Consider the following 12,494-nt stretch of genomic DNA (forward strand, 5'->3'; position numbering starts at 1 on the left):
GTTCCCTTCATTCGGCGGCCTCTTCATAAAGCAGGACGATTTCGTTCATCCTCGTGAGAAGTTCTTCTACTCTTTCGTTGAGATGCAGGTTATGTTCTGCTGACCCTTCTTCTGTGATCCGTTTGGCCGTTGAGATGCGCTCCTTTAGCGCAGCCCAGTCAACTCGAACTGAGTTGAGACGTTCAATGATCGGCTGTGATTTTGCGCCTTGCAGCGCTTCGGGGGTTACCCGGTTCAGAATATTCAGCGATAGGCTTAACCTGTTCATGGTTCTGAAAAGTTCCTGGCGAGTGTCACCTGATATCGCGGAACTCCGCGTCAGGCACGACAGCAAAACCAATCTTTGAGTGAACATGCGCTGTCGACCCGAGATATTGATGAGCATTGCCATCTGCTCGGATAGCTCTGCGCTTTTGTAGACCCTCTCGATCAGGTTGACCGCGGCATCCATTTCGGTAAGGGCAGGACCGTTGAGGTCCGAAATCGCCTGAAGATGCTCTTGCTCGACGCGTCGGCGCTCGATTGCATCACGTATGGTCTGACCATACGGGGCAAAGGCATTGTTCGCTCGTGTCAGCGCACTCAAAACCGAGGCATTGGTTTCCGGCTCAAGTCCGAGCTCTTCGTCTCCGTCCTTCAGCCCAGCTTCGGCTGTCTGATGAAGCGCCAGTGTCTCTGCAGCAGCCGCTAGAAGTGGGGCTGGATCGGGGTTCTGATAGGCAAGACAGACAAACTTTCCGGCTCGCTGGATCAGCATCCGCTGGCGGCCTGACAAGTTGATTCTGCGGGGCCCATCAGAACGCTCCGCTTGCGCGAGGAGATCCGTCGGATTTACAAAAAGCATCGAGGCAAAGATGCCCCCACCCATGAGCATCGCTCGGCGCTTGAAGAGGTTCTGGGAAGCCTCCATTCCACCATTTCCCGTTTTGTTGGCAGAGTTCTTGTTCATGGCCGTGTTCCAACGGGCGTTGATATTGAAGCTTGCAGCTCGCTCTCATGATGAATCCCAAGCTCTGCGATATTGAGCCCTGCGATCTCTTCCTCTTCGGTTACCCTGAACCGGAAAACCGCGTTACCAGCCGAGAATACGAGAAGGGCCACTCCGAAGGTCCAGATGCCATAGACAAGCACGCCCAGACCTTGAACACCGATCTGTTCGAGGCGGCTCAGCCCTGTGCCAAGGGTTTCGAGATCGCCGTAGAGGCCAGTCGCCAGAGTGCCCCATATCCCGGCCCCCAGGTGCACAGGGATTGCTCCGACCGCATCGTCGATCTTCAGGGTTTCGAGGATCTGGCTGAAGAAGACGACAATCATGCCACCAACCAGGCCAATCAGGGCGGCGGACCCTGTCGAGACGGCGAAACAGTTCGCGGTAACCGCAACAAGTCCGCCTAGTGCGCCATTGATGAACTGATCCACGTCGAGCCGCTGATTGACCGCGTAGCGAAGCCCCCCGGCCGAGATAGCACCGACACATCCTCCGACGACCGTGTTGATGAGAATAGAAGGTACAGTTTCGTCCAGCACCAATGTGCTTCCGCCATTGAAGCCCAGCCAGCCGATGAAGAGAAGAAGAGCCCCAAGTGTGGCGGTGGGCATGTTCGAAGGGGTGATAGTGTGGGCGCCAGAGCCGTCATCAAAGCGCCCCAAGCGCGGGCCCACAATCAAGACGAGCGCGAGGCCCGCCCAACCCCCAACGCTGTGAACCACCGTCGACCCGGCAAAATCCACAAAACCCAACTCTGCAAGCCAGCCTGACCCCTCGGACAATCGCCCAGCCCAGCTCCAGTGCCCTGCAATCGGGTAGAGGAACCCCGATACGATCACAGCGACAAAAAGATAGGCCCCGAACTTCATCCGCTCGGCGACAATCCCCGAGAGGATCGTGACCGACGTCGCGCATAACATCACCTGGAACAAGAAGAAGACAGCAAGAGACGGGGAGGCCTTTGCAAAGTCGAGGGAGAACAGATCCGATCCGATCCACCCTTGATAGCTCAGACCATACATCAGTCCGAAGCCCAGGAACCAGAACGTCAGAGCCGAAACACAGAAGTCACAGAAGTTCTTGATGGCGACGTTGATATTATTTTTCGACCGGGTCATTCCGGTTTCGAGGCAAAGAAAGCCCGCTTGCATTAAGAACAATAGCGTAGTGGCGATGGCCACCCAAAGCAGATCAATGCCCTCCATCAATCGATCCTCTTCTGGAAAAAGCGAGGGCCTTGCAACCGCTTTACATTCGCGAAATCTCGAGCCTTAAGAAGTTTCATCTAGGGCTCTCCAAGAAATGTCTTTCTACAATCGGCAACTCACTTTCGTGCTGCATCCCATGTTCTGAGATATTGAGCCCTGCGATCTCTTCCTCTTCGGTTACCCTGAACCGGAAAACCGCGTTACCAGCCGAGAATACGAGAAGGGCCACTCCGAAGGTCCAGATGCCATAGACAAGCACGCCCAGACCTTGAACACCGATCTGTTCGAGGCGGCTCAGCCCTGTGCCAAGGGTTTCGAGATCGCCGTAGAGGCCAGTCGCCAGAGTGCCCCATATCCCGGCCCCCAGGTGCACAGGGATTGCTCCGACCGCATCGTCGATCTTCAGGGTTTCGAGGATCTGGCTGAAGAAGACGACAATCATGCCACCAACCAGGCCAATCAGGGCGGCGGACCCTGTCGAGACGGCGAAACAGTTCGCGGTAACCGCAACAAGTCCGCCTAGTGCGCCATTGATGAACTGATCCACGTCGAGCCGCTGATTGACCGCGTAGCGAAGCCCCCCGGCCGAGATAGCACCGACACATCCTCCGACGACCGTGTTGATGAGAATAGAAGGTACAGTTTCGTCCAGCACCAATGTGCTTCCGCCATTGAAGCCCAGCCAGCCGATGAAGAGAAGAAGAGCCCCAAGTGTGGCGGTGGGCATGTTCGAAGGGGTGATAGTGTGGGCGCCAGAGCCGTCATCAAAGCGCCCCAAGCGCGGGCCCACAATCAAGACGAGCGCGAGGCCCGCCCAACCCCCAACGCTGTGAACCACCGTCGACCCGGCAAAATCCACAAAACCCAACTCTGCAAGCCAGCCCGATCCACCTGTGCCGTCAAGGCCAGCCCAGCTCCAGTGCCCTGCAATCGGGTAGAGGAACCCCGATACGATCACAGCGACGAAGAGATAGGCCCCGAACTTCATCCGCTCGGCGACAATCCCCGAGAGGATCGTGACCGCGGCACCACAAAACATCACCTGGAATAAGAAGAAGACAGCAAGAGACGGGGAGGCCTTTGCAAAGTCGAGGGAGAACAGATCCGATCCGATCCACCCTTGATAGCTCAGCCCAAACATAAGCCCAAAGCCGAGCGTCCAGAATACAAGCGTAGACAGACAGAAATCCGCGAGGTTCTTGATCGCGACGTTGATGCTATTTTTTGAGCGCGTCATCCCACTCTCTAGGCACAAGAAACCACCCTGCATCAAAAAGACCAGGGCACTGGCAAAAATGACCCAGAGCAGATCGACGTCCGCCATCAGGCAACCAACCAGAGCTTGCGCCTATGAGAACCTTGCCTCGTCACGCGTTCAGCCACCCTTCAATCTTTTCTAGAAGTCGCTTTATGTCGACTGGCTTGGTGTCGTAGTCGTCGCAGCCAGCACCCAGAGCCTTGTCGCGATCACCAGCCATAGCATGTGCAGTCAGCGCGATAACCGGAATGCTCTTTGTTTGGTCGCTGGCTTTGAGGTGGCGTGCTGCGTCCCAGCCATCCATCACCGGAAGGCTCATATCGAGCAGAATAATGTCGGGACTTTCCTCTGAGGCCATCTCGACACCGCGCTGGCCGTCAAACGCCATGACGACGTCGTAGCCCTTCTTCTTGAGCCTGCGAGACAGCATGTCTCGGTTCATCTCATTGTCTTCAACCAGAAGAATTTTTGCCATCTTGTCTTCCCTTCCTTTTCTTCTTCACCGGATCATCGGAACGACGCCTCAGGCGGCGTCTGTTCGCGCCGACGTATCTTCTGCTAGCCGAGCCTCAACGAGTTTTCGCAGATGCATCTCGAGCATCGTGTCGAGCTGTTCCTCGGTTTCAAACATATGAAAGGCTCCGATATAGGAGCCGTCTTCGCCAATAAGCCAGCGATCGAGATACTGGCTGAGCTTGTCGATCTGGTCGAGCCTGTCGAGAACCACGTCACGATCCTCGAGCGACAACGTTGGTGCCCCCTGTTTTCGGTAGAGTAGCATCTCCGGAGAGCCTTGCTGCTTGAAACCGCTTAGGGCGTCCTCGAATTCGAATGCCGTACCAGACTCATATCGGGTTCCGTCGGGTCTCAGGATCGTATCGGGCAGAGGTGAGCCGATGCGAGACCAAAGGATACCAACGTAGATTTCCGTCTCATGCGGTGGGTGGATCTGAGCCTGGAAGGTCTCAGAAGCCAGCATGGGCTCCTCTTCCCAGAGGATTGGGATCAAATAGGCACGTCCAAAAAACTCCTCGTTGAGACGCCCAATCACAGTCTTTGCCACTCGCCGCTCAGGAATGACGTCGCCTGGTGAGGATATAAAAATCCGGAACTGCCTTGATATGTTCTGACGCAGGCGCACCTTTTCGAGGCATGCGCTGATCCGAGCTTGAAGCAGGATTGGATTGAAAGGCTTGAAGATGTAGTCTTCTGCACCTTGTAGGATACATTCGACCATCATCCCGATATCATCAGATGCAGATAACATGATGACTGGGATTGTGCGCAGGCGAGATGACGACTTCATTCGTTGCAGGGTCTCAAGACCCGACAGGCCGGGCATCATGTAGTCGAGCAGGACGAGATCAAATCGCTCAGTTTCAAGTAGGGCAAGAGCCTCCTCACCGCTGGAAACTACCCGTGCGGAGTAGCCCATGCGTTTTACGCGCCGCTTGAGCAATTCTCGGTTGGAAATGTCATCGTCGACGACCAGAATTTCTCCGCCTTGGCCGATTTCGCTGGTGATAACCTGAGTGTTCTGCTCAGTAGTGGGTATGTTTTTTTTCTTTGGACTAGTTTCTTTATAGGCGCTTTTTTCAAGTAGACGCTGCGGGATCGCTTCAACCAATTTCAAAGCAGCCCGGCCCGCTCCAGAAATTTTTTCAATATCAGAGATAAACTCGTTTTCGTCGAGGTCTGTCGCCTCCTCGAAGATCATTTCCGAATAGCCGTTTATGTGGTTGAGTTGCATTCGAAACTGAAACTGAGCCTCGCTTACATTGACTTCTTCAGGCGACGCCGTCGTGGCTCCCAAGAAATCTTCTATAAGAGCAAGCATTTTTTGGCCTGCATTCTGGATGGCTTGCAGGTCTCCCGAAAATGTCTTCAGGAGATCAGGCGGTAGATCCTCCTCAATCATCTCGGCGTAGCCGATGATATGGCCTACCGGTGTGCGAATGTCGTGGCGCAACTTGGACAGTTGTGCTTTGAAAGCGCTGCTATCCTCCACTTTCTTCATCATCCTGCTGATGGCGGCTCATGTTCGCGGTGGTAGCGGTGCGTGCTCCACTGGACTACGTCCATGAGCGAGCGTTCGGCTAAATCCGCGATCACATCCTGGGCATAGATAGGATCGGAAATCGCTTCGAGACGCCGCTCTGCAAGTTCGAACAGCTCTCCCTGATTTGCGTACTGCCAGAGCAGTTCACGCGTCGCCATCTTCGTTTGGTAGATTTCCCATATTGCAAGCCAAAGCGGCAAAAGCCCCATGAGGAAGACGACAAGGGTCTTGCCATCGAGGTCGCCGATATGGAAACCGTAGAGTGACTTCTTGAAGAAGAGCAGCGAGACGGCACCGAGAAACGCTGCGAGAAACAGGAATTTCTTTACTGTTTCGAGACGCTCGTGCTCACCGTGTAACTGGTGATGCTTTCGCGCAAAATATGCCGCTTGATCCTTGACCCATCTTTCTGATGCCGCCGCAACCCGTTCTTTCGCAGGCACAGTGCTTTCGTAGGTCAAAGGTTCTGTGCATCGGATTGCATCGCCAATCCATCCGAAGCCCTTGAAACGCTCAATACTGGTCAGTCGGAAAAGCCGCCGCGTCTGGCCTGTTGCACCACCTCCAGACAATACGAGGAAAAATCGGATGCGGAGTGCCTCGGCCAGCGCACGGAAGGCGAGGTGACGTCCAAACCAGCCGCGCTTCGAGCCAATGGCGAAAAGTATGAAACCTCCCGCAAACAGAGCTACATAAGCGATGAGAAACAGTTTCAATGCGGCAATCTTCGCATAGAGCAGAAATGTCAGCCCCATCAGGGCGGCCATGAGGCCGAAGAGCTTAAAGAGACGATCCGATTGACGCTGATTTGCGAGGGCAAGTTGATCCGCACGGACGAAATCCACGTCAATTGATGATGTGACTTCTGATACCTTGATGTCATCGGGGGTCGAGATCGGATAAGCGGTCAAATCGGTGCCGATAGCTGTATCACGTTCGATGGCATACTGGTCAAACTCGCTCCAGCGCTCCAGTACGAAGTCAGGGAATTGCGGCAGGCGACAGATTAGGCCGGTAGCACCTGCCTGTACCAGATAGCTAGTCTGCACGTCGCCGTGCTCAACTTCACTCGCCTGCCTAGGCGTTTCAATCCAAATTGCGAGGTCCGATTGATCATCGGCCAACCCGGCGTCACCAACCGCTTCGAGTTTGCGGGCCTGCCGTGCCTGCGGCTCTGAACCAGAGAGGTAGCGAACGACAACGTCGGAAGATCCGCCAGTCAGACCCGTCACCTCTCCATCCCAAAGAGCAACTAGGACATTCGAACGCCTGACAAGGTAATCCATGAGCCGCGCGTAGAGGGCATCACGAGACGCGCCCTCTTTGCAGTCGTCCTCCCTAGTCCCGTGAGGGAGTGGTAACTCCTGCACTTTGACGCGTGCGTCCTCCAATAGTCTGATTAGGTTGGAATGGGCTTCGCCGTCAAAGTCAGCCTCGTAGTGCGCGCGGGGCATCGGCAGAACCGCGCGCACGGGCAATCCGATCTCAAGCGCAACCTCGGTGGCGAGCGTATCGGCGCCCTGAGCCAATCCAGTGACAAGTTCAACCGGAAGGGCTTCAAACCGCTCCCGCATAGCCTCGAGCTCATTTTTTAGCGCCGCGCGTATGTCAGCAATGGCTTCAGGATGAATGACACGGTGCCCTGTAAGACCAATGGTGAAGACAAACCCTGATTTTGCCACTCCCTCACCCATTCAGCTCTCCCTCGACGTTTAGTGCCCATTTTGGCGCCTCCAGTCCGAGTCGTTTCGAGATGTCCACAAGCGCTTCGCATTCCTTCTGGGTCGGCGTTCCGTGAACGCCTGTCATTCCGACGGCAATCGCATGGGCGATTTGTGATCCGCCTTTCATCTCGCTTGCCCGGTCGAGCATCGCGAAAACTCGCCCATCTCGCACCAGAACATCTTCTGAGGCCGTAAACTCACGAAACAGCTCCAACCCGTGATCCAAATCCATGTGTCTTAGCAAGTCCGCCTCCGCCATAGTTCGCCGGAGAAACAGTTCCTCATCCTCATCCACGTCGCCTCGGCAAGCCGCGATGATGGCAGCACCTGCCATTGTCGACTTCAATACATCTTCGTGGCGAACCTTGGATGACAGAAGGCTCATGAAGTGATGCAATGCCGGACGTTCCAGCAATTCTCCCACGTTCTGTCGTAGCTCTTCCGAAAGCTTGCGGCGTTCTTCAGCATGCAGAGCTGCTAGAAGTTCTTTGTGAGCAACCTTGGCATCCTCTTCGCGTTGCGGAGCACGCTGCGCGAGTGCGTCTTGTAGTTTGAGTTGGATTTCAGGGCTGTCGGATATCAAGCTTCGGATTGCGTCCTCGGGAAGATGTGCGACAACTGAATATTGTTCCGCCTGTGCTAGGTAAATTCGAGGTGTGTCATTCAGGAAGCTTTGCAGACCAAATATCTCGCCACTCGGGCAATTCTCCACTTTGACCTCGTTCACTCCATCATCTTCCAAGCGCTGATAAAGCGCGACATTGCCGCTAAGGACGAAATAGAGCCCATCTGATGGCCCGCCCGGCTCATAGAAGCAAGCCGGTGGATTGAGCGTCAGAATTCTGGCGGCATCGGCCAAATGAGCCAGATTTCCCTTAGTGCATTCCGAGAAGATTTCTGATTTTCCGAACTGGTCGGCGAGCTTGTCTTTCCCGAAATCAGCGGCGCTGCTCTGGTCGAGTTTCTCCCATTCGTCGCCGGTTCCAAGCCAATGGCGGTTGATCGCGATGCGCAGCCGTTGCTTCCTCATGGCACTCCAGATGGCCATGACCATTTCATTTTGGGCATCCCACCAATGATCATCATCATCGAAATGCCAGCGAACTCTCACTTCAATCCCCTCACTCGTATATCCGAGCAAGTTGAAATCAGGTTTCGGGTCGCGGCGAACGAATCTCGAATTTTCGAGTTCCTTCGCGACAGCGCGAATGGCGAGCTCTGGAGGCGATGACAGCTCCAAAGTGAAAGTGAGGTAGTATCGAAAACGACTGGTAGGTTCACTGAAGTTCAGGATAGTTCGGTCAGCGACGCCACTGTTGGGAAAGATGTAGAGAGAGTTGGTATGTGGGTTCTTGACAGAGATCGAACGCCAGTTGATTTCGTGAACTTGACCATACACTCCGTCGATTTCGACGTAGTCACCTAGACGCAAGGCCTGAGTCGCATTAAGAGCAACGCCAGAGAAAACTTCCTTAAGTGTCGATTGCGCCGCAAACCCAAGCACAAGGGCCGCCACGCCCGATGTTGCCAGCAGACCTCCGACCGGCTCATCGTAGACGAAGTGCATCACCAGCAAGATGGCTGCAAGATAGATCGCAACCCCGACGCTTCCGGTGACAATAACAGGGACTTTCCTCTGACCGTGATCTGAGAGTAGACCATCCCAAAAAACGACGCGAACTACGCCGTTCACTAAAAAGGCGACGCCGATAGCCGTAGCTGCAAGAACCGCTTTCTCTAAAGGTGCGACAAGCGACTCAGCTCCTATGAAGCGAAGCCCGGGGCCGATCGTGAAATCGAGAAACACCAGAAAGCCAATGAGTTCCGCTGATGCTCGGATGCGGTGAACGCGCCCGGACACATAGACTGTCGCGATCCTCACCAACAAAAGGGTGGAGCAGGCTAGGAGGCCGAACAGACCCAAGGCAGAGATAACTTGTTGTAATGTATCCACTTTTTTGCCCCCCCGAGTATATGTTGATTATTGAATTTGAGTATGTAACGGTTTTGTGAGGGGTGTCAATTTGCTGAAGGCTTTCGTGGAGAGCGGGCAGGTCGACTCAAAACGCTACGGAGAGGGAGAAGCGTTTGGTTTTCAACTGGGATGACGAGGCCGAAACTAAAGCCGGCTACACCGCAGCCATAGAAGCGGTGCTTGGCCTGACTGCTCAAAAGATGCCGGTTACGGAGAAGGCTGTTGATGAGTGGCTTGATGTGTCGCTTAGCGGCATCGACGAACATAAGCACATCCGCCGTCATGCGATGGCGGTTGCTGTGCGGATGATCCGCGGGCCAATGCATCCGCCAAACTAGGTGACCCTTTCTATAAGGGCCGCACAGAGTTCGCCACTGGTCCGACAATTCTTTACGAACGGACAGGGCAAAAATTAAGGAGAAAACAATGGCAAACGCTCGTCTCGACTACATTTGGCTGGATGGCTACGAGGTCACAAACATCCGGACAAAAGCACAAATCCACCCGGATAGTTCGTACACCGGGTCGCTTGAAGAGACCCCGAAATGGGGCTTTGATGGCAGCTCTACTCAGCAGGCGGAGGGCCATGACTCTGACTGCATTCTGCAGCCGGTTCGGGTCTATCCAAATCCCTTCAGGCAAAACGCCTACCTCGTTTTGTGCGAGGTTTTTCATCGGGATGGACGCCCCCACGAAACCAACACGCGAAACCTCATCGATCGGGAAACTGAAGCTGAATTCTGGTTTGGTTTTGAGCAGGAATACATTTTGATGACCTCAAATGGACGACCTGTTGGCTTTCCGGATGGTGGCTTTCCGGAGCCCCAGGGACCCTACTACTGCGCCGTCGGATCGCATCGCGTTGAGGCAAGAGAAATGGTCGACGAACACTGGGACGCCTGCCTTGCTGCCGACTTGGGTGTGACCGGGACTAATGCCGAGGTCATGCTGGGTCAGTGGGAATTTCAGTGTTTTGGAAAGGGGGCCCTTCGCGCTGCGGATGACCTGATTATAGCTCGCTTTCTACTGCACCTTATATCTGAGAAATATGATCTGATAGCGACTTTCGATCCGAAACCGATCTCTGGGGATTGGAACGGCTCTGGCATGCACTCAAACTTTTCCTATGACTACCTGCGCGATGTCGGTGGAAAGGACTATGTCGAGGCGCTATGCGAAGGGTTTCGTCCGTTCCATCAGGATCACATCGATGTTTACGGGGCAGGAAACGAACGAAGGTTGACTGGGTCTCATGAAACGGCCTCGATCGATGAGTTTAGCTTTGGAGCGTCGAACCGAGGCGCATCAATTCGCATACCACTGTACACTACAACGCATGACTGGAAGGGCTACTTGGAAGATCGGCGACCGGCATCCGATGCCGATCCTTATCTCGTTGTCGACCGCATAATGCGAACCGTCAAAGTGGCTCACGAAGAGGGGCTTAAGGCTGTGTGATTAGGAGGATTGGAGTAAGGTATGGCAAGGATCGAGATCCAGAAGACGATGTTCGAGGACTGGAAGTAGGTGCACGTTTCCGGCCGTGCGCCTGTAACAGATGCGGCGCATCTGACTGGCGGCCAGATGCAGGCTCTCTCTGAGAAGCTCGGCTGGAGCACAGACGGGTAGTTCCATATTGTTGATGCGGCAGGAAACCTTGTCCTGGAATCGAAGCTGGAGTTCTTCTGAATGCATCCAGCTGAGGGGAGCAACACCAATGAGCTGAAAAGAGACGGCTGGTCTTGATTTGGAGCTTTCCTCGCACAGCAGAAATATCAGCTACTCGCAGAAAGCAGGTGGCATAGCTCAGAAACCTTGGAACAAGGAATGTGGACTGACTCGAACAGTAATAATGGAACGACATTGCCTACGAGCGAGACTCAGAGGAACAGGTTGGCTGTTGGCCCAAAGTTTCTCGTCATCTTTGTTGTGTATGTCCTTGTCAGTTTCGTTCTGGCCATACTCAGCCTAACAATGGCGGCTAACAACGCGGGTGTTGCGGTCATCTGGTTGCCGGCCGGCTCTGCACTTGTTGCGTTGGTCTACTTAGATATGCGGCTCTGGCCAGGCGTTGCTTTGGCATCTTTGATCTCCAACCTTTTTTTGGTTCAACAATCCAAGCCGCCGTTGGAATCGGAGTCGGCAGTGCCTTGGGAGCGATTATCGCCACCTTGGCCCTGCGAACTCTCGGCCCTTGGGGTGAGCTTTCGATCTTTTTCAGAGCCCTAAAGCTAGGCACCTTCGGAGCAGTGATCAGTGCAACCGTCAACGCCGCAATTGGTGTCGGATCGCTATATTTCTCAGATATTGTACCCATTTCAGACTTTGCGAAGACTTGGGCGCGATGGGTTGTGGGGGATTCAGTCGGGATCTTTTTGTTTAGCTCGTTCGTCCTGCTTTATTACATGTTTAGAGACCATGAATACTACAGGGCCGCGTCCTAACGGACGGCTCAGCTTAAGGCTTTCAAAGGAATTAATGCGCGAAAAAGATTGGAAGCCACAAGCCAGAGAGACGGCAACTCCGGGAAAATGTCGACGATAATGCCGAGTGGGAAGCAGGATTGACGCAGGCGAGCTGGACAAAGAACTAAAGGAAAACGAGCGTGGCCCCGTTGTTGTCCCATGCATGCCGGTGTCTTGGTCGTTCTGGGCAATCTGTTTCTGGAGAAAGTCCGCATCGACGATGCTGTCGGCGCCTGGCCCGTTCACGGCCTGTGCGGTCTCTGGGGAGGCATTGCCACCGGAATTTTCGGCGACCACGCGCTGGGAACACAAATTCTTGGCTCGTTGGTCATTTCGGCTTGGGCGTTTGGCACAATCTATCTTTTCTTCATGGGGATGAAAAGCCTGGGAGTGTTGAGAGTTTCGAAGCAAGAGGAACTTGCTGGCCTCGATGTTCGCGAGCATGGCGAGATGGAAGGCGAGGGCGTCAGTAGTCCATGACGGACCGGCGTCGAAGCCGATAGATCCGGTCGGTTCCGAAGCCTTTGGCGAGAGGGACGATACCCAGATAATCCGCTGACAGCTTATCGTCGTCTTCCGCCACGATATAGGCGGCGCACTGTTCACTCAAATAGACCGTACCAGGCGTTGCCACCGGTTCGATCCTCGCCGCTTTGTTTACGTGGGTTCCGAAAAAATTCTGGCGGGCGATGATTTTGTCGTTGGCGGGATATACCGGACCGGTATGGATACCGATCCGTATGTTTGTTTCCCGCGGAAGGCCTTTCGCCAACCAATCCGTTGTCCGAAGCGTATCCAGCAGGTTCATTGAAAAAAC

The 12,494-nt window shown here is 54.4% G+C and carries 12 protein-coding genes; 4 read left to right on the forward strand and 8 right to left on the reverse strand.

Translation table 11 applies throughout. The features are described from left to right. Positions 1 to 7: 7 nt before the first annotated feature. From AC2FNV_RS03710 to AC2FNV_RS03740, 7 genes are all read right to left on the reverse strand, one after another. Positions 8 to 949, reverse strand: a complete 942-nt coding sequence (locus AC2FNV_RS03710) for a type IV pili methyl-accepting chemotaxis transducer N-terminal domain-containing protein (RefSeq protein WP_170607874.1) — start codon at positions 947 to 949, stop codon at positions 8 to 10. Next, positions 946 to 2,193, reverse strand: a complete 1,248-nt coding sequence (locus AC2FNV_RS03715) for an ammonium transporter (protein ID WP_170610966.1) — start codon at positions 2,191 to 2,193, stop codon at positions 946 to 948. Before AC2FNV_RS03715 ends, AC2FNV_RS03710 begins: the two co-directional genes overlap by 4 nt. Before the next feature lie 76 nt (positions 2,194 to 2,269). Beyond that, the gene (locus tag AC2FNV_RS03720) at positions 2,270 to 3,520 is read right to left on the reverse strand and encodes an ammonium transporter (RefSeq protein ID WP_496772437.1); all 1,251 of its coding nucleotides are present in this window, start codon (positions 3,518 to 3,520) and stop codon (positions 2,270 to 2,272) included. Between the two features lie 43 nt (positions 3,521 to 3,563). After that, positions 3,564 to 3,929, reverse strand: a complete 366-nt coding sequence (locus AC2FNV_RS03725; RefSeq protein ID WP_085641541.1) for a response regulator — start codon at positions 3,927 to 3,929, stop codon at positions 3,564 to 3,566. A 48-nt stretch (positions 3,930 to 3,977) separates the two neighbouring features. Next, positions 3,978 to 5,474, reverse strand: a complete 1,497-nt coding sequence (locus AC2FNV_RS03730) for a response regulator (RefSeq protein WP_170611192.1) — start codon at positions 5,472 to 5,474, stop codon at positions 3,978 to 3,980. Beyond that, positions 5,471 to 7,207 carry a hypothetical protein gene (locus AC2FNV_RS03735; RefSeq protein ID WP_496772439.1) on the reverse strand — a complete coding sequence of 579 codons (1,737 nt, stop codon included), beginning with the start codon at positions 7,205 to 7,207 and terminating at the stop codon, positions 5,471 to 5,473. The genes AC2FNV_RS03730 and AC2FNV_RS03735 overlap by 4 nt, the downstream gene beginning before the upstream one ends. Next, the gene (locus AC2FNV_RS03740; RefSeq protein WP_170608934.1) at positions 7,200 to 9,191 is read right to left on the reverse strand and encodes a cyclic nucleotide-binding domain-containing protein; all 1,992 of its coding nucleotides are present in this window, start codon (positions 9,189 to 9,191) and stop codon (positions 7,200 to 7,202) included. Before AC2FNV_RS03740 ends, AC2FNV_RS03735 begins: the two co-directional genes overlap by 8 nt. A gap of 134 nt (positions 9,192 to 9,325) precedes the next feature. Between AC2FNV_RS03740 and AC2FNV_RS03745 the strand changes: the two genes are divergently transcribed. The 4 genes from AC2FNV_RS03745 to AC2FNV_RS03760 all read left to right on the forward strand — a co-directional run bounded on the left by AC2FNV_RS03745 (position 9,326) and on the right by AC2FNV_RS03760 (position 12,157). After that, on the forward strand, positions 9,326 to 9,550 hold the full coding sequence (locus AC2FNV_RS03745; protein WP_170608936.1) for a hypothetical protein: 225 nt from the start codon (positions 9,326 to 9,328) through the stop codon (positions 9,548 to 9,550). Between the two features lie 88 nt (positions 9,551 to 9,638). Further along, positions 9,639 to 10,670 carry a glutamine synthetase beta-grasp domain-containing protein gene (locus AC2FNV_RS03750; protein WP_170608938.1) on the forward strand — a complete coding sequence of 344 codons (1,032 nt, stop codon included), beginning with the start codon at positions 9,639 to 9,641 and terminating at the stop codon, positions 10,668 to 10,670. Between the two features lie 623 nt (positions 10,671 to 11,293). Then, entirely contained in the window at positions 11,294 to 11,656 is a 363-nt protein-coding gene (locus tag AC2FNV_RS03755) for an MASE1 domain-containing protein (protein WP_437436832.1), read from the forward strand. 180 nt (positions 11,657 to 11,836) lie between these two features. Continuing rightward, complete coding sequence (locus AC2FNV_RS03760; RefSeq protein ID WP_170608940.1) at positions 11,837 to 12,157, forward strand: hypothetical protein; 321 nt, start codon at positions 11,837 to 11,839, stop codon at positions 12,155 to 12,157. Here the strand turns inward: AC2FNV_RS03760 and AC2FNV_RS03765 are convergent. After that, the coding region (locus AC2FNV_RS03765; protein ID WP_496772442.1) for an adenylate/guanylate cyclase domain-containing protein at positions 12,144 to 12,494 on the reverse strand (351 nt) is incomplete at its 5' end. The genes AC2FNV_RS03760 and AC2FNV_RS03765 overlap by 14 nt on opposite strands.

It is taken from the genome of Ruegeria sp. BHSA163, assembly GCF_059613365.1.